The following is a 22,845-nucleotide window of genomic DNA, read 5'->3' as shown; positions in this document are numbered from 1 at the left end:
CCCCGGACGAAGCCCCCGCACGAGACCTGGAACGCCGGCGCTCAGACGTTCAGGCCCTTGCCCCGCAGCCAGGCCAGCGGGTCGATGCCGTTGCTGGAACCGCCGGTGTGGACCTCGAGGTGCAGGTGCGCCCCGGTGACGTTGCCGGTCGCGCCCACGCGTCCGATGACGTCACCCGTGCTGACCTTCTGGCCGACGCTGACGCCGATGGACGACTGGTGCGCGTACCAGATCTCCGTGCCGTCATCGAGGGTCAGGACCGTCTTGTAGCCGTACGAGCCGTTCCAGCCGGCCTCGGTGATGGTGCCGCTGTGCACCGCCTTGATCGGCGTGCCCGTGGGTGCGGCGAAGTCGAGGCCGGTGTGGTAGCCGGAGGACCAGTAGGCGCCGGCCTGGCCGAAGGTCGAGGTGAGGGTGTACGAGGAGGTCGGCAGTGTGTACTGCTTGGCGAGGGCGGCGAGCCGCTCGGCCTCGGCCTTCTTCCGGGCCTCCTCCTCCGCCTTCCTCTTGGCTTCGGCGGCCTTGGCCTTGGCTTCCTTCTCGGCCTTGGCAGCGGCCTCCGCGGCCGCCTTCTGGGCGGCTTCGGCGGCGTCCTGCGCGGCCTTGGTCTCGATCTGTTCCTGCTGGTGCTCGACCTGCGCCATGATCCGGGCGCGCAGCGCCTCACCGGCGCCGGAGGTGCCCTGCTCGGTGTCGGCGGACGCCGTGGCGAGGTCGCTGAGCGGGGTGGCGGAGCCCTCGGGGGTGTCGTCGTCCGAAATGAGGGAACCCACCGAGGGCAGGTCCGGAACGGAGATCGACACCGGCGGCTTGCCGGTCTGGGCGCTGGCCATGCCGCCCGCGCCCACGGCGGCTATGACGCCGACGCCCAGGACGGTGGAGCTGCGGGCGAGCCCTCCGCCGCGCTGCTTGGTGACGCGATGCCGGCCACGGATGGGGCGGATGGACTCCGCGGTGGGGTTCCATTCCTGGAACGGGCCCTCGTCGGTGCGGTGACCGCCGTAGCCGAAGGTCTCGGTGTCGCGCTGGTTCGGCGCGGACGGGGCCGCGGGGGCAGGCCGGTTGGACGCCACGTGGGCGTACTCCTTTCCTTCCTTCTCGCCTACCGGGTTAGCTGACGGGTTCGGAGCAGGAAGGTCTCCTACGCGCGTATACCGGCCGTGCTTCCACGGCGGCATCCGCTCGATTCACCCCAAGTGGTGGTTCCCCGGTTCCCTTTCGGGATTCGGCGCGTGCGCACGGAGCCGCCTTCTGTGACGGCTGGGACGACCGCGCTGCGTTATCGAACGTTAATAGACGCGCGGTGGGTATTCCAGCGGTTCCTCTTGATCATTAACCTTTTTCGCGCGGACCAACCTGCCATGACCAGCCTAAAACGGACGAGTTGACCGCCACCCAAGTGACTCACGGGTTTTGACGGTGTGTCAGTTGTGATGCGCAGCGGCGCGATTCACTCACCGACAGTAATGGCGAGCCCAGGGAAACGCGGAAAACACCGAGGGCCGGAACCCTTTCGGATTCCGGCCCTCGGCCTTCAGTAGCGGGGACAGGATTTGAACCTGCGACCTCTGGGTTATGAGCCCAGCGAGCTACCGAGCTGCTCCACCCCGCGTCGTTGTGACTCCAGTGTACGCCATCCGCGGGACCGCTCGCGCACACCGGTGCTCAGCGGCGGCTCAGCAGGTGTCGGTTCGGTGCCTTGGCCTGCTCCTCGTGCTCCGGGAGGACGACGACCTCGACTCCACCGGCCGCCAGGACGCCGCTGCCGTCGGCGCCCGCCACGAAGGTGTCCGGCTCGCGCCAGGCCGTGACCACACGCCGTACGCCCGCGTCGAGGATCAGCCGGGCGCAGGGTGCGGGGCGGGAGGCCCGGCGGGCGCAGGGCTCCAGGCTGCTGTAGACCGTCGCGCCGGCGAGCCCGGGGCCGGCCGGGTCGAGCTTGGCCAGGGCCGCCTCCTCGGCGTGCACGAGCGGGTCGCCGCCCTCGCGGGAGTGGCCGCGGGCCAGTTCCGTGCCGTCGGCCGCGACCACCACCGCGCCGACACTGAACGCCGTGTCCGACGGCGGGCACTGTGCCGCCAGTTCGCAGGCGAGGGCCAGCCAGTGGTGGTCGGCGGCGGCGGGGAGGGGGCCGGTGCCCGGGGCGGTCGGCTCGTAGCGCATCAGGACCACGTCCTCGATCCGCCGGGTCTCCAGCAGCCGGAGCCGGCCGGACTGGTAGCCGCCGGGGCCGAAGAGGCGGGGCGCCCCGGGGTCGCCCACGAAGAGCGGGGCGAGGACCAGCTGGAGTTCGTCGGCCAGGCCCTGGGTGAGGAGCTGGGTGTGGATCAGGCCGCCGCCCTCGACCATGAGCCGTCGTACGCCCCGGACGTCGTGCAGGTGGGTGAGGAGCCGCCGCCAGTCGAGGCCGGCGCCGAGCGGGACGACGTCGGTGGCATCGGTGGCGAGGCCGAGGGCACGGGCGCGTTCGGCACCCTGGTCGGTGGTGTAGAGGACCTTCTCGCCGCCGGTGTGCCAGAACCGTGCCGCCGGATCGAGGTCGCCGGAGCCGCTGACCGTGACCTTGAGGGGGTACTCCGGCAGGCCGGCCGCGGTCCGGGCGGCTCGCCGCTCGGGTGAGTTGACCAGCAGGCGCGGGTTGTCGGCGCGGACGGTGCCGGCGCCGATCAGGATCGCGTCGACGGACGCCCGGACCTCGTCGACCCGGTCGAAGTCGGCCGGGCTGGACAGGAGCAGGCGCTCGGGGCCGGTGTCGTCCAGGTAGCCGTCGAGGGAGACGGCGGCGGACAGCAGGACGTACGGATGGGGCATCGACGCTCCCGGCTCGTGGAAAACGGGCGACTGAGAAATCGGCGGACTGAGATCGGCTGAAAACGGCGGACTGACGGGCGGTCTTGGTTCAAGTTTGAAACAAACCTACACTGGCGGCATGACGACTCGCTGGCTCACCCCTGAGGAGCAACGCGCCTGGCGCGCGTACATCGCCGCCTCCTTGCTCCTGGAGGACGCGATCGACCGGCAGCTCCAGCAGGACGCCGGCATGCCGCACCTGTACTACTCCATCCTCTCGGTCCTGTCGGAGTCCCCGGAGCGGCGGCTGCGCATGACCGATCTCGCCGAGCGGCTGAAGATCACGCGCAGTCGGCTGACGTACGCGGTGACGCGGCTGGAGAAGGACGGCATGCTGCGGCGCGAGGCCTGCCGGTACGACAAGCGGGGCAGCATCGCGGCCCTGACGGACGACGGGTTCGCCGTACTGGACCGGGCGGCGCCCGGGCATGTCGAGACCGTGCGGAGCTTCCTGTTCGACCGGCTCAGCGAGGAGCAGGTGGGGCAGCTGGAGGAGATCTCCACGGCGATCGCGCAGGGGCTCCAGGAGGACGGGACGCGGCCGGCGTCGGACGACGTGCCGTGGCGACGGAGGTCCTCCTCGGCCTGTTCGTGACCCACCTCACACCGCACCCCGATCTCATTGCTTCAAATTTAAAGCAAGGGTAGGGTTCCGGACGTGGATCTGCTTCAAATCTGAAGCAGCCTGCAAGCCGACGGCTGTGCAGCCGAACAGGAACGGAACCCGGAGGCCCCGCATGCCCGACACCCCCGCTGTCCTCGCCACCCCGCGCTCCCGCGTCCGGGTCCCGCTGCGCTTCCACGACGGTTACGAGGTCGACGCCGAAGTCGTCACCTTCCACGGCCTGGCCGACGGCCAGGAACACGTGGCCGTCGTCCTGGGCGAGCCCGGCCCGGTTCCGCTGGTGCGGCTGCACTCCGAGTGCCTGACCGGGGACGTGTTCGGCTCGGCCCGCTGCGACTGCGGCCCGCAGCTGCGCGAGGCCGTCGAGCGCATAGCCGAGCGCGGCGGCGTGCTCCTCTACCTCCGCCAGGAGGGCCGGGGCATCGGCCTCTACAACAAGCTCGACGCCTACGCCCTCCAGGACGAGGGCCTCGACACCTACGAGGCGAACGCGGCCCTGGGGCTGCCGGAGGACGCCCGCGACTACACGGCGGCGGCCCAGATGCTCCGGGCCCTCGGCGTCGGCGAGCTGGACCTGCTCTCCAACAACCCCGACAAGGCCGCTCAGCTGCGCGACCTGGGCGTGGGCGTCCGCGACCGCGTCCCCACGGGCGTCTTCACCACCGCGCACAACGTCCGGTACCTGCGCGCGAAGGTCCTCCAGACCCAGCACACGCTGCCGCTCGCCGCGCTGACGGGGCTCAGCGCGGTCTGAGCCCCCCGGCCCGGCCGGGTGCTCGAACGGGGCGGCTTGCCCCTCGGCTCATCGGGTACAGCCTTTTGAAAGAGGGCGACCTCGGCAGTACCCGGAGCTTATGGAAAGTGACCGTTTCGTGACCGATCTCGACGGCCCCGGCGATCCCCGGGCGAGGAGACCGGGTGATGGCCCGGAGGCCGTCGCGGCACAGATCGCCGACGCCGTGGAGAGTCTGACGGCCCTGTGGTCGGTCGCCGCCCAGGACGCGTCCCTGCGGCTGTCCCTGCACCAGCTGCGGGCGCTGCGCGCCCTGGAGGCGGCGCCCGGCCTGAACCTGACGGCCCTGGCGGACCGGCTGGACATCGGCCTCCCCACAGCCAGCCGCCTCTGCGACCGCCTGGCGGCGGCCGGCCTCCTGGAACGCGCCCCGCACCCGGACACCCGCCGCGAGGTACAGCTATGGCTCACCGCGCACGGGCAGCACGTCCTGGGCGACGTCGCCGGGCGCCGGGCGCGGGCCCTGGCCACGGCGCTGGCGGCGATGGAACCGGCGGAACGGGTGGCGCTGAGCCGGGGGTTGCGGGGGTTTCTGGCGGCACGGGGCCCGGGGATCCCGCGCGTCGACGGGGCCGAGCGGGACGCCGGGCCCGACGCGGCCGGCCCTACCGGTGAGACCGACCCGCCCGATGGGCCGTAACGCCGTAGCGCCGCAAACAGGGGCGGGTCCGCCCCTCAGCCCCCCGAGCCGTGCCGGCTCCCGCCGCTCCCACCGCCGCCCAGCACCGCCACACACGTGTCGTCCCGCACCGGGCGAGCCGCGCTGCCCGCGTCGCGGAGGACCACCGCGGCCACCACCGCCGGGTCGCAGCCGAGGAGCACGGGGTCGTCGGGTGGCGTCCAGCGGCCGGGCAGGCCGTCGCTGTGCAGGACGAGCAGGCTGTCGTCCTGCCACGGCTCCCGCTGCACGGTCACGGTGGCCGGGGCCTGCGCGCCCACGATGCCGGGCTGGGACAGCATCGCCTTCCAGGTGCCGTCGGTGCGCAGCCGGGCGCCGACGTTGCCGATCCCGGCGAAGTGCAACCGCCCGGATCCCAGATCCAGTTGGGCCACGGCGACGGCCGCGCCCCGGGTGCGGCGCAGGATCCGGCCCAGATGCCGCAGCATCTCGACGGGCGGCCGGTCGGCAACGTCGCGCAGCGCGTCCACGGCCGCGCCGGACGCCTCGGCCGCCTTGGGTCCGTGGCCGAGCCCGTCGGCGAGCAGGAGGGTGTGGCGGTCGCCGGCGCAGACCCGGCTCCAGGCGTCGCCGGAGTACTCGGCCCGGCTGAGGGGGACGTTGACGCCACCGGCGTGGGGGCCCCGCGGGGGCGTCCGGTACCGGTCGGCGGGGGGTTCGTGGTCGATACGGGCCATGACCGCGGTGCCCCGGCCGGGGAGGCTGTGCAGGTCGAAGTCGTTCGCTATGCGCCGGCACGTGCCGAGGCCGGCGCCGAGGGAAGCCGCGGTGGTGTAGCCGTCGCGCAGCGCCGCCGCGACGTCCGGGATGCCCGGGCCGTGGTCGAGCGCGACGAGCTGCACGGACAGGCGCCGGCCGTCGGCGGGTGCGCGCTCGACGAGGTTGATGAGGACGTATCCGCCGTCCGCGTGCCGCACCAGGTTGGTCGCCAGCTCCGTCGCCACGAGCGCGGCGGTCGCGATGCGGTCCGGGCCGAGCCCGGCGCAGGCGCCGGCCGCCTCGGCCGCGACCCGGACGTCCCGCACCCGGGTCGAGTCGTCGACCGGCACGTCCCACACCCTGCTCATCACGCCCCCGGCCGGGCCGGCGGCACGACCGTCGCCCAGGCGGTGACGGTGACGGTGGTCCCCTCACCGGGCCGGCTGTCCACGTCGAACTCCTGGACCAGCCGCTTGGCCCCGCTCAGGCCGAGTCCGAGCCCCCCGCCGCTGGTGTAGCCGTCGGTCATCGCCTGGTCCAGATCGCGGATGCCGGGCCCGGCGTCGACGAAGGCCAGTCGCAGGCCGGGCGACGGCCCGGCGTCCAGCGGGGTGATCTCCACATGGCCACCGCCGCCGTGGACGAGGGTGTTGCGGGCCAGCTCGCTGGCGGCGGTGACGAGCTTGGTCTGCTGCACCAGACCGAAACCGAGCTCGGCGGCGGCCTGCCGGACCTGCTGCCGTACCCAGGCCAGGTCGGCGTCCGAGCCGATCGGCAGGCTGGCCGGGGCGGCATGGCGGGACGCCCGCATCACGGACTCCCCTCGCCCTGCCGCTCACCCGCGGTGAGCAGCTCCATCGCGCGTTCGGCGTCCAGGGCCGTCCGCAGTCCGGGCAGGGTGAGCCCCAGCTCGACCAGGGTGATCGCCACCGCGGGGCGCATCCCGGCCAGCACCGTACGGGCGGCCAGCAGTCCGGCTCCGGCGGCGATCTCGGCGAGGACCCGCCCCAGGAAGGAGTCGACGATGTCCACGCCGGAGATGTCGATGACCACGCCGGTCACCCGGGTGTGCGCGATCCGGTCGGTGATGTCCTGCTGGAGTTGCTCGGCCATCCCGTCGTGCAGTTCCCCCTGGAGGGTGACCAGCAGGATGTCGCCCAGCCGGAGGACCGGGACCGTGAAGCCGTGCCCGCCCGAGGGGACGTTCCCCGAGGGGCCGGTCATCGGGCGCCCGCGTCGGCCGCCCGCAGCGGCGCGATCTCGACGCCCTGCCGGCTGAGCGCGTAGGCCAGGGCGTCCGCCAGGCTCGCGCGGGTGAGCACCGTACCGAGGTCGATGCCCAGCTGGACGATGGTCTGCGCGATCGCCGGCCGGATGCCGGAGACGATGCACTCGGCGCCCATCAGCCGGGCCGCGGCCACCGTCTTCATCAGGTGCTGGGCGACCAGCGAGTCGACAGTGGGCACGCCGGTGATGTCGAGGATGGCGAACCGGGCGCGCTCGGCGACGATCGCGTCCAGCAGGCTCTCCATGACCACCTGGCTGCGCGCGCTGTCCAGCGTGCCGATCAGCGGTACGGCGACGGTGCTGTCCCAGAGTTTGATCACCGGGGTGGCCACTTCGTGCAGTTGCTCGCGCTGCCGTGCGATCACCTCCTCGCCCGCGCTGACCGTCGTCTCCAGTACGACCAGACGCAGCGTGCCCATGAGCACCGTGAGGGCCAGCACACACTCCTGGGCCTCGGGGGCGCAGGGGTCCGGGAACTCGGCGCGCAGCAGGTCGGTCACCGGTTCGCGCAGGGCTGCCACCTCGTCGGCGAGCCCGACCGCGTCGATGCCCATGCGGCCGCGGGAGGCCGCCATCCGCCCCAACTGGTCGCGCACCGCCGCGAATCCGGAGGCCCGGATGTCGTCCAGCCGCCCGGCGGCCGCCACCGCGGCCAGCGCCGCCGCCACGGACCTGCCCGCCTCCACCGCCTCGTCGCGGGACACGGTGAAGACCGTGCGGAACAGCGCGGCGTCCGCCCACCGTTGGGCGATCTGCTCCCGGCGCCGTTCGAGAAAGGCACTCACCTGCTGTGCGGGCGGCTCTTGTTCCGCGTTCTCTTCCGATACCGACACCGACACTTGCATCGCTCCCTCGCACGGGCCGGACCGAGGCCGCGCTGTGAAACCTCAGCCATTACTTGCCATGTGACAAACATTAGGGCCGGCGTACCGCTCCGCCAAACAGCCGCTCACCCACACCCCCTGACCTCCGCCTTCCCCGGCCCCTCCCGCCCACGCCAGTCCAGGCACACCACCAGGGCGTCGTCGTCCGGGACGGGTCTGCCGCGATGGCCGGACAGTTCGCGCAGGACGGCCCGGGGCACCTCGGCGGCCGGGAGCAGCCGGGTCGACTGGATCGCCCGGGCCAGGGCGGCGTCGCCGTACGCCTCTCCGCCCGGGGAGGCGACGTCGTACACCCCGTCGCTGACGAAGACCAGCCGGTCACCGGGCTCGACGGCGAACTCCTGGGCCACGTAGTCGGTCTCCTCGAACATGCCGAGCGGCAGCTGGGCGTCGAAGGGCACCCGCTCCACCACGCCCCGGCGCAGCCGCAGCAACCGCGGGGAACCGGCGTCCACCGCCCGGACCCGCCCGGTGGCCAGCTCGATGTCCAGCATGAGCACGGACAGGTAGCAGCGGCCCCGGTAGTGGGCGTACACCGCCTGGTCGGCCAGGGCCGCCTGGTCGGCCAGGGGGAGACCCGCCCGGCGCGCGTTGCGCAGGGCGTTGATCGCCAGGTTCGTCAGCAGGGAGGCCTCTATGCCCTCGCCCATGCCGTTGGTGACGTAGAGACTGAGCCGGTCGGCCGTGGCGGACCAGTCGAAGTTGTCGCCGAAGACCGCGTACGCCGGTTCCAGCTGGGCGCCCAGCTCGTACTCGGGGCGGGCGCAGGAACGGCCCGGCAGCAACTGCCACTGCATCTCGGCGGCCAGCGTGAGCCGGTCCCTGCGGCGTGCCTGGAGGTACAGGTCGGTGTCCCGCTCGGCCACGACGATCTCGTGCCCGAGCACCTCGGCGATCTCGGCCAGTTCGCCGAGGCAGCCGTCGGCGTGCTCGCCGCCCGGCAGGGTCACCGTCAGCACGCCGAGCCGGTCGCCGCGCACGGTGACCGGCAGATGCACGCGTACGAGGTCACCCTGCGGGGTTTCCACGTAGGGCTCCTGCGCGCCGAAGGCCCGGCCCGCCGGGCTGTTGGCCACGGAGACCGGCTGAAGGGTGTGCGGCAGCACGGACACCGGCTGGAGCACCGTGAGTCCGTAGTCGGCCAGGTACAGCTCGACGGAGTCCGCCGCGTACTGATCGGTCAGTACACGACGGACCGCGTCCAGCAGTTGATGGGGCGCCGCCGTGCGCAGGGCGCGCTCGGCGGCCACGAGTCTGTTCACGATCGTCGTCACGTTGGTCGACACACCAATCCTTGGTCTGAATGCGCGGTGGGCAGCTGTGGCCCCGGCCGAGGTCACCCCCCGGCTCCCCGCGCGCCTAGTACGCTGGCGGCCATCCCGGTGCCTGCGAGAGTGTGACTGTGACTTCCCTCCGACCCCGCCCTGAGCCAGCAGAGGTCGCACGTGTGACCTCCACGGCCGCGGAGTTGCTGGAAGTCCTCTGGGGCCGGGCCTCCACGGCACCCGCCTCCGCCTCCCAGCTGCGCGTGCTGCTCATCCTGGAGCACCACGAGGGCATCAATCTGCGCACCCTCGCCGACTCCCTCGCCTCCACCCCGCCCTCGACCAGCCGGCTGTGCGACCGGCTCCAGGCGGCCGGGTTCGTCGAGCGTGTGGTGAGTGCGGCGGACCGGCGCGAGGTACAGCTGCACCTCAGTGGGCGGGGCCGCGCCTTCCTGGCCGACCTGCGCGTCCGCCGGGAGCAGACGCTGCGCGCGGTGCTCGACCAGATGCCCGCCGCCAAGCGGGTCGCGCTGCTGCAGGGGCTGGAGGCGTTCTGCGACGCGGCCGCGGCCCAGATACACGACGACTCCGACGACTCCCCGGCGTCCGGTACCCGCACTGCCTGAACCGCCCGTCGTGGCACCGGGACGAACATTCCGGATCCTCCCCCGCGCCCGCACGTCACGGCTAGATTGTTGTCTCGTGACTATGATTGTCAAACGACAACTGTCCGCTCCATGAGTCCCGTCGCCGATTCCTCCGCGCCGCACCGCCCGCCCTCCTGCCCGTACCGTGAGCCGACCGTGCGGGTACCCCGTCACCGCCCCGACCTGCGCCGACTGTGGTCAACGTCTCTGCGGGCAGAAGACGGGGCATGAGCCGGGCGACTGCGGGTAGCGGCGTGGAGGTGGCCTGACGGGGGACGGGAGCGGGCCGGAACTACGAGGGAGGGCCCGTGACGGCGATCATGCGCATCGACACGACGACGGATTCCGGCACCGACACCGGTGAGGAGCTGCCGCAGATCGCAGAGCCGCAGAAGCTCGCCCCGCAGGACGCGCGTGAACTGACCGGACAGTTCCTCGAGCGGCTCGCCGTGCTGGAGGAGGGCACCGCCGAATACCAGTACGCGCGCAACACGCTCATCGAGATGAACATGTCGCTGGTGCGGTTCGCGGCCCGCCGGTTCCGTGCGAGCGGCCAGTCGATGGAGGACGTCGTCCAGGTCGGCGTCATCGGGCTGATCAAGGCCATCGACCGGTTCGAGGTCTCCCGCGAGGTGCAGTTCACCAGCTTCGCGGTGCCGTACATCATCGGTGAGATCAAGCGGTTCTTCCGCGACACGTCCTGGGCCGTGCACGTGCCGCGCCGCCTCCAGGAGGCCCGTACGGAACTCGCCAAGGCCACCGAGGAACTGTCCTCCCGCCTCGGCCGCGCTCCGAAGGTCGCGGAGCTGGCGGCGCTGATGAACCTCTCGGAGGAGGAGGTCGTCGAGGCCCAGGTCGCGGCGAACGGCTACCTGTCCTCGTCCCTGGACGCCGCCATCACCGGCGACTCGGAGGAAAGCGACACCTCGCTCTCCGAGTTCATCGGCGAGGAGGACCCGGCCCTAGAACTCGTCGAGGACTTCCACGCACTGGCTCCTCTGGTCGCCGAACTCGACGAGCGCCAGCGCCTCATCCTCCACCTCCGCTTCGTGGAGGAACTCACCCAGGCGGACATCGGCAAGCGCCTCGGCATCTCGCAGATGCACGTCTCCCGCCTGATCTCCCGGACGGTGGCCCGCCTGCGGTCGGGGATGCTGGCGACGGGCTAGCGGACAGCACACCTAGTGGTGCCAGGCACGCCCGCCCGTGTTGTGGATGAAGCGCTGCAGCACCTTGAGGGTGGTCAGGTACTCCTCGTCCGAGATACCCGCGTGCCGTTCCGCCCACAGCTCGTCCTGGAGTGCCGCGGCCTTGTCGTAGAACGCCTGGCCCTCTTCCGTGATGGTCAGGCGCCCCTCGGAGTCCTCGATGATCCAACCATGGGCGATGGTCGCGTCGATCTCCCGTTCCATGGCGTCCGAGCCCGTGTCGAGGTAGTTCTCCAGGAGGCGGGACACCTCGTGCCGGGATCTGACCGTGTCGGCCCGTGCGACCTGGGCGAGGACCCACCACTGCGGCTGCGTGGTGCCGATCCCCGCGAGGGCGGCCTGCGTGCGGCTGACGACAGCCTTGAAAGCGGCCCAACTCCAGTAGCCGATGGGCTGCTGGATCAGTTCGGCGTCGTTGTGTGAGTACTCCACGGCCGGTCCCTCCGTCTTCGTCCGAGCTGGTTCGACAGACCGACCGTAGAAACTCAACCTCGCTTGAGGTCAAGGCTCTTCGGGTGGTGGCGGGCCTGCGCCGCGAGGAGGTCGCGTACGTGGCCGGTGTGAGCACGGACTACTACACCCGCCTCGAACAGGGCCGGCACCCCAATGTCTCCGAGGCCGTCCTGGACGCCGTGGCCCGTGCGCCGCGGGCGCCATCGCCCGGAACGTGTGCAGCGCGTGCACCCCGAGGTCCATCAGATGCTGGACTTCCTCAACGGCGTCTTTCCGGCCGACCCCGGCCAGACCGTGTGCGTGTACACCGCGGAGCCCGGGAGCGCCTCCGCCCAGGCCCTCGCTCTCCTGGCCAGCTGGAGCGCCCCGGAAAGCACAGCGGCGCCCGCGCCGGCCGAAGCCGACCCGGGCGCCGCCCAGCAGGTCAGGGGATGTTTCCCCGCCCGCCTCCGGTAGGCCCTGTGGGACTCGAACCCACAACCAATGGATTAAAAGTCCACTGCTCTGCCAATTGAGCTAAGGGCCCCAGGCGATGTTGCCCCCACGAGCATAGCCGGACGAGGCCGAGTCTCCGATCGGGTATCGGTGACCCGGCCGTGCCGGAGGTGTGAAAACACCTACCGGAACGGCGGAGCGCCGTGGCCCCGCGGGAGCGGGGGCCACGGCGCTCGTCACGCCGGTGTGTCAGCCGTTGCGCTTCCAGCGCGGCTTGTCCTCGCGGCGCTGGAAGGAACCACCGCCACGGTGGTCGTCACGACGGCCCTGCGGACGGTCGTGCCCTGGACGGTCATGCCCGCCGGCGCGGTAGCCCGGACGGTCGTCCCGGCGGTCGCGGTTGAACGGACGGTCGCTGCCACGGTGCCCCGTGCGCTCGTCCCGGCGGAAGCCGCCGCGGTCGTCACGGCGCTCGAAGGGACGCCCGCCGCGGTCGTCACGGCGCTCGAACGAACGGCTGCCGCCACGGTCGTCACGACGCTCGAAGGAGCGGCCACCACGGTCGTCACGACGGAAGCCGCCGCGCTCACCACGGTCGCCCCGGTCGTCCCGGCGGAAACCGCCACGGTCACGGTCGCGGTCGAAGGAACGACCACCACGGTCGCGGTCCCTGTCCCGGTCACGGTTGAACCCACCGCGGTCGTCACGGCGCTCGAACGAACGCCCGCCACGGTCGTCACGACGGTCGGAGGAGCGGCCACCGCGGTCGCGGTCGAAGGACCGGTCCCGGTCGGCGTACCGGTCACGCCCGGCCCCGCCGCGCTCCTCGCGCCGCTCCCGACGCTCGTACGGCGCGGAGGAAGCCTCGGCGCGCTCGGCGTCCTGCGCGGTCCGCTGCTCCGGCACCGACAGCTCGACGCCGGCCGGAACCTCCGCGGACTCCCCGGACACCGCCGCCTGCGGCTCCTCGCCCCGCTCCCGAGCGACCCGCGCGAGCAGCCGGTCGGACTCCTCGCGCAGCTCGTTCGCACGCCGCTGCGCCCGCTCCAGCTCCTTGGTGAGCTGCGCGACCTCACGCTCGGCCTGCTGCGCGGCGTTGCCCACGGACTCGGCCTGGACCTCGGTCATCGACCGGGCGCCGGTGATCTCGGCGACCTCCGGGTCGAAGGCGCCGGCGCCCTGGATGATGTGGCGCGTGGCGTCGACGCCCGCGTCCTCCATCAGCCGGAAGATCTGACGCCGCTGGTGCGGCAGGGAGAGGGAGACGACGGTGCCGGTACGGCCCGCGCGCGCCGTACGGCCGGCGCGGTGCAGGTAGTCCTTGTGGTCGCCCGCCGGGTCCACGTTCAGCACCAGGTCGATGCCGTCGACGTGGATGCCGCGCGCCGCGACGTCGGTGGCGACGAGCACGTTGACGTACCCGTCCTTGAAGTCGGCCAGGGTCCGCGTCCGCGCGCCCTGCGTCATGCCACCGTGCAGCGCGTCGGCCTTCACACCGGAGTCGCGCAGCTGCTCGGCGACGCGGTCGGCGCCCAGCTGGGTGCGGACGAAGATGATCGTGCGGCCCTTGCGGGAGGCGATGGCCGCGGTGACCGGCGCCTTGTCCTTGGGCTTCACGATGAGGATGTGGTGCGACATGGTCGTCACGGCGCCCTGGGCGGCGTCGACCTCGTGGCTGACCGGGTTGTTCAGGTACCGGTCGACGAGGGTCTTGATCTCGTTCTCCATGGTCGCGGAGAACAGCATCCGCTGACCGCCCGCGGGCACCTGGTCCAGCAGCTCCGTCACCTCGGGCATGAAGCCCAGGTCGGACATCTGGTCGGCCTCGTCGAGCACGGCGATCTGCACGTTCTCCAGCGAGCAGGCGCCGCGGTTGATGATGTCGCGCAGCCGGCCCGGGGTGGCGACCAGGACGTCGACGCCCCTCTCGAGGGCGTAGATCTGGTTGCCCATGGACGTACCGCCGCAGACGACCTTCATCTTGAGGCCGAGGACGTCGCCGTAGGGCTGGAGCGCGTCGGCCACCTGCATGGCGAGCTCGCGCGTCGGCGTGAGGATGACGGCCCGCGGCTTGTGCTTCTCGGTGCGGCCGCCGGCGAGCTGGGCCAGGGCGGGCAGACCGAAGGAGAGGGTCTTGCCGGAGCCGGTACGCCCCCGGCCGAGGATGTCCTTGCCGTCCAGGGCGTCCGGGATGGTCGCGGCCTGGATCGGGAAGGGGGTGGTCACGCCGTTCTGCGCGAGCTTGCGGACGACGCCCTCGGGGAGACCGAGGTCGGCGAAAGTGACCTCGGGGGCGTCCTCGGCTGCCTCGTTCTCGGGCACGACGACGTGATCAGTACTGGCGATGGACATGCGAATGCGAAACCTTCCGGAGTCTCGTCGGCACGCGCCCGTCAACTCCGTGATTCGCGATTCGCAATACGACCGCCTCAATGCGGTCCACCACGGCAAGGGAGAGTACGCGCCACACGGCGCGCTCTGCGGTGGCGCCGGGCAAGATGGGATCAAACGATCTGCCACCATACGCACTCCGGGCCCCGTAAGGCAAACCGGACTCCGCAGGAGACAGTTGGGACGCCCTCCGTCGGCCGGTGGCCCGGAAAACTTCCCGTCGCTGCCAACCAGCCACCCCCCGGAATTGTTCCCGCCCCACGGCACGAGCCGGCAGGGCTACGCCGGCGACCCCGCCTCCGGCGCCGGCTCCCGCTGGGCGAGCTGAGGCCCCGGCGGCTCGTGCGCCGACGACGACGGCTCCGGTTTGTCCGTCGGCTCGGGGGACGTCGTCACCTCGGTCGGCGTCGGAGTGGGCTCGGGTTCGGCCGTCCGGGTGGGCGTCGGCGGAGCCGGCGGCTTCGGCGTCGGCCTGGCCGGCTTCCCCGGCTTGTCGCGCCCCGGCGCGGGCGCGCTCACCACGGCGGACGGCGACACACCGGGAGACGCCGGCTCCCCCGCCCCGCCGTCCTTGCCCTTCTTCCCCTTCGCCTTCTTGCCCTTGCCGTGCCCGCGCTCGCCGTCGGCCGCCGTACCGAACCCGGCACCGCCGCCCGACGCCGCCGACCCGCCGTCGGGTGCCTCCCCGCCGTGCCGCCCGGCGGAGTGCGACGGCTTGGCGCTCCCTCCCGCGCCGTCGTCGCCGACGCTCATACAGCCGGCGGCAGCGGCGACGGCCACGACCGTGGCGGCCAGGCGGACGGGTACGTACAAGGGGCGCACGGGGCCACCTCCGGGAAGGGTGAGGAAGTCAACACCTCCAACTCCCGCCGTGCGCAAGAGGACACGCCGCCCGCGTTCACAACCCGCTCAGCCGTAACCCAGGGCGTGAAGGCGCGCGTCGTCGATGCCGAAGTGGTGCGCGATCTCGTGCACCACCGTGATCTCCGTCTCGGCGACGACGTCCTCCCGCGACTCGCACATCCGCAACGTCGGATTCCGGTAGATGGTGATCCGGTCCGGCAACACACCGGCGTACCACTCTCCCCGGTCGGTCAGCGGAGTCCCCTCGTAGACCCCGAGCAGCTCGGGATCGTCCGAGGGTGGTTCGTCCTCGACGAACACCGCGACGTTGTCCATCAGTCGCGTCAACTCCGGCGGGATCCGGTCGAGCGCCTCGGCGACCAGCTCCTCGAACTCCTCGCGCGTCATCTCCAGCACAGGCCCATTGTCGGCCACGACGGAGCCGTACGAGAGCCTTCCGGCGTCGCATATCCGGCCCGGGACTTGGGCATACGGGACCAATGGCCCGCGTCCCCGCCGCAGTCCTGAGTGTCCTGAACCCGATCCGCAAAGCCCCACGCGCCCTCGCCCGCCGCTACCGCTCCCGGCAGGCCCCGGCCGTGATCGAACTCGTGCCGCAGCCGCACCCGTGGTCCCGCGCGGTGGGACTCGTGGCCGTCGTCCTCCTCGGCGCCTGGCTGGGCCTGCTGGTCGTGGGCAACGTCCGGGTCCCGGTCGGCCCCATGAACACCACCATGACGCTGCGCCCCTCCTTCACCGGTGGCACCAAGATCAACATCTCGCCCCTGGGCGCCCTCCAGCTGGACAGCCACATCGCCCCCGTCCGCCTGGACGTGAACGTCGACCAGCTCGACCCGGACCGCTCCCAGGCCCTGGTCGACCACCCCGAGCGGCTCTCCGGCCTCCAGGACGAGGTCACCGAGGACGTCGGACGAGGCACCCTCGACCTGGCCGTCCGTTCGGGCATCGCGGTCGTCGGCGGCGCCACCGCGCTCGGCCTCGCGGTCTACCGCCGCCCGCGCCGCGCCCTGGCCGCCGGCGGCCTCGCGCTCACCCTCCTCGCCGCCTCGGGCGGCACCGCGTACGCCACCTGGCGCCCCGACTCCGTCCTGGAACCCAAGTTCTCCGGGCTGCTCACCTCGGCCCCCTCCCTGGTCGGCAACGCGCGCAGCATCGTCACGGAATTCGACGTCTACCAGAAGGAATTGGCCCGCCTGGTCACCAACGTGACCAAGCTCTACGACGCCACCTCGACCCTCCCGGCCTACGCGCCCGACCCCTCGACCATCCGGGTCCTGCACGTCTCCGACATCCACCTGAACCCGGCGAGCTGGAAGATCATCGCCTCGCTGGTGGAGCAGTACAAGGTGGACGTGATCGTCGACTCGGGCGACACGATGGACCACGGCACAGCCGCCGAGAACGGCTTTCTGGACCCCATCGAGGACCTCGGGGCCCCCTACGTCTGGGTCCGCGGCAACCACGACTCGATGATCACCCAGCGCTATCTGGAAGGCCTGAAGAACGTCCACGTCCTCGACGACGGCCGGGCCGAGACGATCAAGGGCCTGCGCTTCGCGGGCATCGGCGACCCGCAGTTCACCCCGGACCGCTCGAAGCAGCCCGGCAACGAGCAGTCCCAGGAGCTGGCCGGAGCCCGCCTGGCCACGGCCCTGCGCGACCAGCGCACGGCCGGCACCCCGGTGGACATCGCCATGGCCCACGAACCGTCGGCGGCCCGCGAGGTCGACGGCGAGGTGCCGCTGGTGCTGGCCGGCCACGTCCACCACGACGAGATGGAAGTCCTGAAGTACGGCACCCGGCTCCGCATCGAGGGCTCCACGGGCGGCAGCGGCCTGCGCGCCATCGAGGGCAAGCACCCGGACCCCATCGAAGCGTCGATCCTCTACTTCGACCGGGACACCCGCCACCTCCAGGCCTGGGACGAGATCGAACTGGGCGGCCTCGGCCTCACGACGGCCGAGGTCAGCCGCCACCTCCCGGAGGAGAACCTGCCCGGCGCGACCCAGTCCCCGACCACCCCCACGACGGAGCCGCCGACGGGGTCCCCGACGGCCTCCTCGACGGCCTCTCCCTAAACCGTTTTGGCGATAGCTCCCGCCATCCCATATGCTTCTCACGTCCCCGACGCGCTGAGAAGCGCCCAGGCGGGCCGATAGCCCTCATCGTCTAGCGGCCTAGGACGCCGCCCTTTCAAGGCGGTAGCACGGGTTCGAATCCCGTTGGGGGCACGCACCACCCTGTGCGACACTGTCGTACGACACGCTTGGTCCTGTGGAGCAGTTTGGAGTGCTCGCCACCCTGTCAAGGTGGAGGCCGCGGGTTCAAATCCCGTCAGGACCGCTGAGGTTTCACGTGAAACCTCGTGGCTGGGTAGCTCAGTTGGTACGAGCGTCCGCCTGAAAAGCGGAAGGTCGCCGGTTCGACCCCGGCCCCAGCCACAACGGAAACCCCCGTCGAGTTCATCGGCGGGGGTTCTTGTTGTGCCCGGCCAGACCGCCGGGACAAAAGCGTTAGCCACAAAAATCCGCGGGATGAGATCCTGGATCGCGTATGTCTACGCAATCCGCCCCCGCCCTCGGCGCCCTCGCCCCCCGCCTGACCGAGCTGTCCCTGCGCGACGCGCACCGGCTCGGGCGCAGGCTCGAAGGTGCGCGCAAGATCCGTAAGCCGGAAGCACGCGCCGCCGTGCTGGCCGAGATCGAGGCGGAGATCGGCAAGGCCGAGGAGCGGATGGCCGGGCGCCGCGCCCACGTACCCGAGATCACGTATCCCGAGCAGCTGCCGGTCAGCCAGAAGAAGGACGAGATCGCCGACGCCATCCGCGACCACCAGGTCGTGATCGTCGCCGGTGAGACCGGTTCCGGGAAGACCACGCAGATCCCGAAGATCTGCATGGAGCTCGGCCGGGGCCTGCGCGGCATGATCGGGCACACCCAGCCGCGCAGGATCGCCGCCCGTACCGTCGCCGAGCGCGTCGCCGAGGAGCTGAACACCCCCCTCGGCGAGACCGTCGGCTGGAAGGTCCGTTTCACCGACCAGGTCGACCCGGACGCCACCTTCGTCAAACTCATGACGGACGGCATCCTGCTCGCCGAGATCCAGACCGACCGCGAGCTGCGCGCCTACGACACGATCATCATCGACGAGGCCCACGAGCGGTCCCTCAACATCGACTTCCTGCTGGGCTACCTCGCCCAGCTGCTGCCGAAGCGCCCCGACCTCAAGGTCGTCATCACCTCGGCCACCATCGACCCCGAGCGCTTCTCCCGGCACTTCGGCGACGCCCCGATCGTCGAGGTCAGCGGCCGTACCTACCCCGTGGAGGTCCGCTACCGGCCGCTCCTGGAGGAGGACGGCGACGACGCCGACCGCGACCAGATCACCGCGATCACCGACGCGGTCGAGGAGCTCCAGAAGGAGGGCCAGGGCGACATCCTGGTCTTCCTCTCCGGCGAGCGGGAGATCCGCGACACGGCCGACGCCCTGACCAAGAAGAACTACCGCTTCACGGAGATCCTGCCCCTCTACGCCCGGCTGTCCCACGCCGAGCAGCACCGCGTCTTCCAGCCGCACACCGGACGCAGGATCGTGCTGGCCACGAACGTCGCCGAGACGTCGCTGACGGTCCCGGGGATCAAGTACGTCATCGACCCCGGCTTCGCCCGCATCTCGCGCTACAGCCACCGCACCAAGGTCCAGCGCCTGCCGATCGAGCCGGTCTCGCAGGCCAGCGCCAACCAGCGCAAGGGCCGCTGCGGCCGTACCTCGGACGGCATCTGCATCCGTCTCTACAGCGAGGACGACTTCAACGCCCGCCCGGAGTTCACGGACGCGGAGATCCTCCGGACGAACCTCGCCTCCGTCATCCTCCAGATGACAGCGGCCGGCCTCGGCGACATCGAGAAGTTCCCCTTCATCGACCCGCCGGACCACCGCAACATCCGTGACGGTGTGCAGCTCCTCCAGGAACTGGGCGCCCTCGACCCGGCGCAGAAGGACCCCCGCAAGCGGCTCACGGACACCGGCCGCAAGCTCGCCCAACTGCCCGTCGACCCGCGGCTGGCCCGCATGGTCCTGGAGGCGGACAAGAACGGCTGTGTCCGCGAGGTCATGGTCATAGCCGCCGCGCTGTCCATCCAGGACCCCCGCGAGCGCCCCGCCGACAAGCAGACCCAGGCCGACCAGCAGCACGCCCGCTTCAAGGACGAGACCAGCGACTTCCTGGCCTACCTCAATCTCTGGCGCTACATCCGCGAGCAACAGAAGGAGCGCGGTTCGTCCTCCTTCCGCCGGATGTGCAAGCAGGAGTACCTCAACTTCCTTCGCATCCGCGAATGGCAGGACATCTACAGCCAGTTGCGCACGGTCGCGAAGCAGATGGGCATCCACCTCAACGAGGACGACGCCCCGGCCGACCGCATTCACGTCTCCCTCCTCGCGGGCCTGCTCTCCCACATCGGCATGAAGGACGTGAAGGAGACCGGCGGGGAGAGCGGGAGAAGCACGGGGAAGAACGAGTATCTGGGGGCGCGCAACGCCAAGTTCGCGATCTTCCCCGGCTCGGCCCTCTTCAAGAAGCCGCCGCGTTTCGTGATGTCGGCCGAGCTGGTGGAGACGAGCCGCCTCTGGGCCCGCGTCAACGCGAAGATCGAACCCGAGTGGGTCGAACCCCTCGCCGGCCACCTCCTCAAGCGCACCTACAGCGAACCGCACTGGGAGAAGGACCAGGCCGCGGTGATGGCGTACGAGAAGGTCACGCTCTACGGCGTGCCGATCGTGGCCCAGCGGAAGGTCAACTACGGCCGGATCGACCCGGAGGCCAGCCGCGAGCTGTTCATCCGGAACGCGCTCGTCGAGGGCGACTGGCGCACCCACCACAAGTTCTTCTCCGACAACCGCAGACTCCTCACCGAGGTCGAGGAACTGGAGCACCGGGCCCGGCGCCGGGACATCCTGGTCGACGACGAGACGCTGTTCGACTTCTACGACCAGCGGATCCCCGACCACGTGGTCTCCGGCGCCCACTTCGACTCCTGGTGGAAGCACAAGCGGCACGAACAGCCCGACTTCCTCGACTTCGAGCGCGAGATGCTCATCAACGAGAAGGCGGGCGAGGTCACCAAGGACGACTACCCGGACTCCTGGCGCCAGGGGAACCTCAAGTTCCGGGTGACGTACCAGTTCGAGCCGGGCGCGGACGCCGACGGCGTGACCGTCCACATCCCGCTCCAGGTCCTCAACCAGGTCACGGACGAGGGCTTCGACTGGCAGATCCCGGGCCTGCGGGAGGAGCTCGTCACGGAGCTCATCCGGTCCCTGCCCAAGCCGATCCGCCGCAACTACGTGCCCGCGCCGAACTACGCGAAGGCGTTCCTCGACCGCGCGGTCCCTCTGCAGGAGCCTCTCACCACCACCATGACCCGCGAACTGCGGCGCATGGTGGGCGTGCCCTTCGAGGCGGACGACTTCGACTGGTCCAAGGTCCCCGACCACCTCAAGGTCACGTTCCGGATCGTCGACGAGCGGCGCCGCAAGCTCGCCGAGGACAAGGACCTGGAGGCACTGAAGCTCAGGCTCCGGCCGAAGGCCCGCAAGGCGCTCTCGCAGGCGGCGGCCGCCACGGCGGAACGCCAGGGCGGCGAGTCCCTGGAGCGCAAGGGCCTCACGGACTGGACGATCGGCACCCTCACCCGCGTGTTCGAGACCCGGCGGGCCGGCCAGCCGGTGAAGGCGTACCCGGCGCTGGTCGACGACGGCGACACGGTCTCCGTACGGCTCTTCGACACGGAGGCCGAGCAGCAGCAGGCCATGTGGAAGGGCACCCGCCGCCTGATCCTGCGCAACATCCCGGTGAACCCGGCGAAGTTCGCCTCCGAGAAGCTGACGAACACGCAGAAGCTGGCACTGTCCGCGAATCCGCACGGCTCCATCCAGGCGCTGTTCGACGACTGTGCGATGGCGGCCGCCGACAAGCTGATCGCGGACTTCGGCGGGCCGGCGTGGGACGAGGAGTCGTACCGGAAGCTGTACGACAAGGTGCGCGCCGAGATCGTCGACACGACCGTCCGTACGGTGGGCCAGGTGCAGCAGGTCCTGGCCGCCTGGCAGGCCTGTGAGCGCCGTCTGAAGGCCGTACGCAGCCCCGCGCTGCTGCCGAACCTCCAGGACGTGCGGGGGCAGCTGGACGCCCTCGTGAAGCCCGGCTTCGTGACGGAGGCGGGTCTGCGCCGCATGCCGGACCTGATGCGCTACCTGGTGGCCGCGGACCGGCGTCTGACGCAGATGCCGACGAACGTCCAGCGGGACACCACGCGGATGCAGAAGGTCCACGAGATGCAGGACGAGTACGCCTGGCTCCTGGAGCAGATGCCGCAGGGGCGGCCGGTGCCGTCGTCGGTCCTGGACATCCGCTGGATGATCGAGGAGCTCCGGGTCAGCTACTTCGCCCACGCGCTGGGCACGGCGTACCCCGTCTCGGACAAGCGGATCGTGAAGGCGATCGACGCGGCGGTGCCGTGACGGGCTGTGCACGCAGGGTGAGTTCGACCAGGACCCCGCCCTCCTGTAGAGTCTCTTCTCGCAGCGCAACGCACGAATCGCGCCGCAAAACCTGGTCCTGTGGAGCAGTTTGGAGTGCTCGCCACCCTGTCAAGGTGGAGGCCGCGGGTTCAAATCCCGTCAGGACCGCAGTGAAAGAGCCCGGATCTTCGGATCCGGGCTCTTTCTTTGTGCGCCCTCGCGCCCCTGACCTGTGCAATGCCCCGTCGCGGGCCCTCACGCCGTCTTGACGGCCTCTCGTTCCCTCGGTACCCAGAAACCAGGGCCGTTCCCGTTCGGCCTTCCGGAGGTGGCGTATGGCGGCATCGGTCAGGCACGAGACGCGGGCCCTGCTCCGTGCGCACCTGTCGGCCGCGTCGTCGTACCGGCATCTCACTCGCCACTGTCCGATCTGCCATCACCTGCTGCGGCTGGCGATGGAGTCCGCCCAGTCCGCCCAACGCACCGCCCAGGCCTCCCAGGGGGCCGTCGAGACCGAGAGTCCGGCGCGAGCCTGACCGGAGGCCGGTCCCAACACCCCTTCGTACACGGGATGCTGGAGCCGATGGTTCCACTACCGCACCCGCAGCGGAGCTAACAAGCCGCTTGGTATGTGACGGGTGTCACCGCATGAGTTTTGAAAAGTGCGGTACTTACACCCCGCCTACAAGGGGTCAATTTAATATGTGCAATTGCACCCCTTCGGCGGTGCCGCACACAGCGGATCCGACACCCCTCCCCAGACTCCGACAAGGCCGCTCACAGCCAGGCCACGAGTCCGACAGCCGGCACACAAAAAAGATCGCGCTGGACCCGGCGGAGTCCAGCGCGATCGACGACGCACCCTGTTTACATGCCTGGAGAGCTCTGACTGGCGTGGGCGTGGGGCCTGTTGGGGCAGGACCCGCGTCGCTTGGAGCTGTCGTTCGGGCGCCTCGGCTGATGGGGGACCAGCCGGTTTGCCCGGTTATTCAGTTGTTCAGGCCTCGCTGCGCTGCTGCGGAATGCCCGCGAGCAGAGCGCGGACCTCGGCCTCGCGGTAGCGGCGATGCCCGCCGAGCGTGCGGATCGACGTGAGCTTGCCGGCCTTCGCCCACCGCGTGACCGTCTTGGGGTCGACGCGGAACATGGTGGCGACCTCAGCCGGGGTCAGCAGCGGCTCGGCATCAGGGGTGCGAGCGGTCATGAGCGGCCTCCTCGGGAGAACCGAACCTTCTCGGTTCTT

General features: G+C 70.9%; 21 protein-coding genes, 6 tRNA genes, 1 pseudogene and 1 riboswitch. Of the genes and pseudogenes, 14 read left to right on the top strand and 14 right to left on the bottom strand.

The genetic code is table 11. From position 1 onward, the window contains the following. Positions 1 to 41: 41 nt before the first annotated feature. The 3 genes from ACH4G3_RS14485 to ACH4G3_RS14475 all read right to left on the bottom strand — a co-directional run bounded on the left by ACH4G3_RS14485 (position 42) and on the right by ACH4G3_RS14475 (position 2,811). A complete protein-coding gene (locus ACH4G3_RS14485; RefSeq protein ID WP_397624733.1) occupies positions 42 to 1,073 on the bottom strand; it encodes a M23 family metallopeptidase in 1,032 nt (343 codons plus the stop codon). An 11-nt stretch (positions 1,074 to 1,084) separates the two neighbouring features. Next, positions 1,085 to 1,241, bottom strand: a riboswitch (cyclic di-AMP (ydaO/yuaA leader). A 297-nt stretch (positions 1,242 to 1,538) separates the two neighbouring features. Continuing rightward, a tRNA-Met gene (locus ACH4G3_RS14480) sits at positions 1,539 to 1,612 on the bottom strand. Positions 1,613 to 1,665: 53 nt separating this feature from the next. Next, on the bottom strand, positions 1,666 to 2,811 hold the full coding sequence (locus tag ACH4G3_RS14475) for a dihydrofolate reductase family protein (RefSeq protein ID WP_397624732.1): 1,146 nt from the start codon (positions 2,809 to 2,811) through the stop codon (positions 1,666 to 1,668). Between the two features lie 118 nt (positions 2,812 to 2,929). On the opposite strand from ACH4G3_RS14475, the gene ACH4G3_RS14470 reads away from it, so the two are divergent. From ACH4G3_RS14470 to ACH4G3_RS14460, 3 genes are all read left to right on the top strand, one after another. Further along, complete coding sequence (locus ACH4G3_RS14470; protein ID WP_397624731.1) at positions 2,930 to 3,445, top strand: MarR family winged helix-turn-helix transcriptional regulator; 516 nt, start codon at positions 2,930 to 2,932, stop codon at positions 3,443 to 3,445. Positions 3,446 to 3,587: 142 nt separating this feature from the next. Next, positions 3,588 to 4,229, top strand: coding sequence for a GTP cyclohydrolase II (locus tag ACH4G3_RS14465; RefSeq protein WP_397624730.1), 642 nt, complete (start codon positions 3,588 to 3,590; stop codon positions 4,227 to 4,229). A gap of 118 nt (positions 4,230 to 4,347) precedes the next feature. After that, complete coding sequence (locus tag ACH4G3_RS14460) at positions 4,348 to 4,908, top strand: MarR family winged helix-turn-helix transcriptional regulator (protein WP_397624729.1); 561 nt, start codon at positions 4,348 to 4,350, stop codon at positions 4,906 to 4,908. Positions 4,909 to 4,943: 35 nt separating this feature from the next. Here ACH4G3_RS14460 and ACH4G3_RS14455 read toward each other — a convergent pair whose 3' ends face one another. The 5 genes from ACH4G3_RS14455 to ACH4G3_RS14435 form a co-directional block, all read right to left on the bottom strand. Further along, the gene (locus ACH4G3_RS14455; RefSeq protein WP_397624728.1) at positions 4,944 to 6,014 is read right to left on the bottom strand and encodes a SpoIIE family protein phosphatase; all 1,071 of its coding nucleotides are present in this window, start codon (positions 6,012 to 6,014) and stop codon (positions 4,944 to 4,946) included. Then, positions 6,014 to 6,457, bottom strand: a complete 444-nt coding sequence (locus tag ACH4G3_RS14450; RefSeq protein ID WP_397624727.1) for an anti-sigma regulatory factor — start codon at positions 6,455 to 6,457, stop codon at positions 6,014 to 6,016. The genes ACH4G3_RS14455 and ACH4G3_RS14450 overlap by 1 nt, the downstream gene beginning before the upstream one ends. Then, complete coding sequence (locus ACH4G3_RS14445; RefSeq protein ID WP_397624726.1) at positions 6,457 to 6,870, bottom strand: STAS domain-containing protein; 414 nt, start codon at positions 6,868 to 6,870, stop codon at positions 6,457 to 6,459. Before ACH4G3_RS14445 ends, ACH4G3_RS14450 begins: the two co-directional genes overlap by 1 nt. Further along, complete coding sequence (locus ACH4G3_RS14440; RefSeq protein ID WP_397624725.1) at positions 6,867 to 7,766, bottom strand: STAS domain-containing protein; 900 nt, start codon at positions 7,764 to 7,766, stop codon at positions 6,867 to 6,869. Before ACH4G3_RS14440 ends, ACH4G3_RS14445 begins: the two co-directional genes overlap by 4 nt. A gap of 116 nt (positions 7,767 to 7,882) precedes the next feature. Then, positions 7,883 to 9,067 carry a PP2C family protein-serine/threonine phosphatase gene (locus ACH4G3_RS14435; RefSeq protein ID WP_397624769.1) on the bottom strand — a complete coding sequence of 395 codons (1,185 nt, stop codon included), beginning with the start codon at positions 9,065 to 9,067 and terminating at the stop codon, positions 7,883 to 7,885. A gap of 197 nt (positions 9,068 to 9,264) precedes the next feature. On the opposite strand from ACH4G3_RS14435, the gene ACH4G3_RS14430 reads away from it, so the two are divergent. Together ACH4G3_RS14430 and ACH4G3_RS14425 are read left to right on the top strand one after the other, a co-directional pair. Further along, positions 9,265 to 9,708, top strand: coding sequence for a MarR family transcriptional regulator (locus ACH4G3_RS14430; protein WP_397624724.1), 444 nt, complete (start codon positions 9,265 to 9,267; stop codon positions 9,706 to 9,708). 341 nt (positions 9,709 to 10,049) lie between these two features. Continuing rightward, the gene (locus ACH4G3_RS14425; protein WP_051185484.1) at positions 10,050 to 10,898 is read left to right on the top strand and encodes an RNA polymerase sigma factor SigF; all 849 of its coding nucleotides are present in this window, start codon (positions 10,050 to 10,052) and stop codon (positions 10,896 to 10,898) included. Positions 10,899 to 10,910: 12 nt separating this feature from the next. Here the strand turns inward: ACH4G3_RS14425 and ACH4G3_RS14420 are convergent, their stop codons facing one another. Beyond that, on the bottom strand, positions 10,911 to 11,369 hold the full coding sequence (locus ACH4G3_RS14420) for a MarR family winged helix-turn-helix transcriptional regulator (protein WP_397624723.1): 459 nt from the start codon (positions 11,367 to 11,369) through the stop codon (positions 10,911 to 10,913). An 80-nt stretch (positions 11,370 to 11,449) separates the two neighbouring features. On the opposite strand from ACH4G3_RS14420, the pseudogene ACH4G3_RS42380 reads away from it, so the two are divergent. Both ACH4G3_RS42380 and ACH4G3_RS14410 read left to right on the top strand, forming a co-directional pair. Next, a pseudogene (locus ACH4G3_RS42380) lies at positions 11,450 to 11,587 on the top strand (helix-turn-helix domain-containing protein); the annotation flags it as partial. A gap of 49 nt (positions 11,588 to 11,636) precedes the next feature. After that, positions 11,637 to 11,846, top strand: coding sequence for a hypothetical protein (locus ACH4G3_RS14410; protein ID WP_397624722.1), 210 nt, complete (start codon positions 11,637 to 11,639; stop codon positions 11,844 to 11,846). Here the strand turns inward: ACH4G3_RS14410 and ACH4G3_RS14405 are convergent. From ACH4G3_RS14405 to ACH4G3_RS14390, 4 genes are all read right to left on the bottom strand, one after another. After that, positions 11,844 to 11,916, bottom strand: a tRNA-Lys gene (locus ACH4G3_RS14405). The genes ACH4G3_RS14410 and ACH4G3_RS14405 overlap by 3 nt on opposite strands. A 158-nt stretch (positions 11,917 to 12,074) precedes the next feature. Continuing rightward, positions 12,075 to 14,177: a DEAD/DEAH box helicase gene (locus tag ACH4G3_RS14400; RefSeq protein ID WP_397624721.1), complete on the bottom strand. Its 2,103-nt coding sequence runs from the start codon at positions 14,175 to 14,177 to the stop codon at positions 12,075 to 12,077. Between the two features lie 318 nt (positions 14,178 to 14,495). After that, on the bottom strand, positions 14,496 to 15,038 hold the full coding sequence (locus ACH4G3_RS14395; RefSeq protein WP_397624720.1) for a hypothetical protein: 543 nt from the start codon (positions 15,036 to 15,038) through the stop codon (positions 14,496 to 14,498). An 87-nt stretch (positions 15,039 to 15,125) separates the two neighbouring features. Continuing rightward, positions 15,126 to 15,476, bottom strand: a complete 351-nt coding sequence (locus ACH4G3_RS14390; RefSeq protein WP_397624719.1) for a metallopeptidase family protein — start codon at positions 15,474 to 15,476, stop codon at positions 15,126 to 15,128. Between the two features lie 83 nt (positions 15,477 to 15,559). Here ACH4G3_RS14390 and ACH4G3_RS14385 point away from each other — a divergent pair, with 83 nt between their 5' ends. The 7 genes from ACH4G3_RS14385 (at position 15,560) to ACH4G3_RS14355 (ending at position 22,138) form a co-directional block, all read left to right on the top strand. Further along, a complete protein-coding gene (locus ACH4G3_RS14385; protein WP_397624718.1) occupies positions 15,560 to 17,158 on the top strand; it encodes a metallophosphoesterase family protein in 1,599 nt (532 codons plus the stop codon). An 80-nt stretch (positions 17,159 to 17,238) separates the two neighbouring features. Further along, positions 17,239 to 17,311: transfer RNA gene (locus ACH4G3_RS14380), tRNA-Glu, on the top strand. Positions 17,312 to 17,348: 37 nt separating this feature from the next. Next, a tRNA-Asp gene (locus ACH4G3_RS14375) sits at positions 17,349 to 17,423 on the top strand. Positions 17,424 to 17,447: 24 nt separating this feature from the next. After that, positions 17,448 to 17,521: transfer RNA gene (locus ACH4G3_RS14370), tRNA-Phe, on the top strand. A gap of 112 nt (positions 17,522 to 17,633) precedes the next feature. Beyond that, positions 17,634 to 21,602: an ATP-dependent RNA helicase HrpA gene (hrpA, locus tag ACH4G3_RS14365; protein WP_397624717.1), complete on the top strand. Its 3,969-nt coding sequence runs from the start codon at positions 17,634 to 17,636 to the stop codon at positions 21,600 to 21,602. Between the two features lie 93 nt (positions 21,603 to 21,695). Beyond that, positions 21,696 to 21,770, top strand: a tRNA-Asp gene (locus tag ACH4G3_RS14360). A gap of 167 nt (positions 21,771 to 21,937) precedes the next feature. Next, entirely contained in the window at positions 21,938 to 22,138 is a 201-nt protein-coding gene (locus ACH4G3_RS14355; protein ID WP_397624716.1) for a DUF6274 family protein, read from the top strand. Positions 22,139 to 22,599: 461 nt separating this feature from the next. Here ACH4G3_RS14355 and bldC read toward each other — a convergent pair whose 3' ends face one another. Further along, positions 22,600 to 22,806 carry a developmental transcriptional regulator BldC gene (bldC, locus tag ACH4G3_RS14350; RefSeq protein ID WP_003949541.1) on the bottom strand — a complete coding sequence of 69 codons (207 nt, stop codon included), beginning with the start codon at positions 22,804 to 22,806 and terminating at the stop codon, positions 22,600 to 22,602. Positions 22,807 to 22,845 lie beyond the last annotated feature (39 nt).

Origin of the sequence: Streptomyces afghaniensis (assembly GCF_044327915.1) — a bacterium.
In the GTDB taxonomy this organism is placed as follows: domain Bacteria; phylum Actinomycetota; class Actinomycetes; order Streptomycetales; family Streptomycetaceae; genus Streptomyces; species Streptomyces afghaniensis.
Note: the sequence above shows the minus strand (reverse complement) of the source record. Positions and strands in the feature narration are given on the sequence as shown.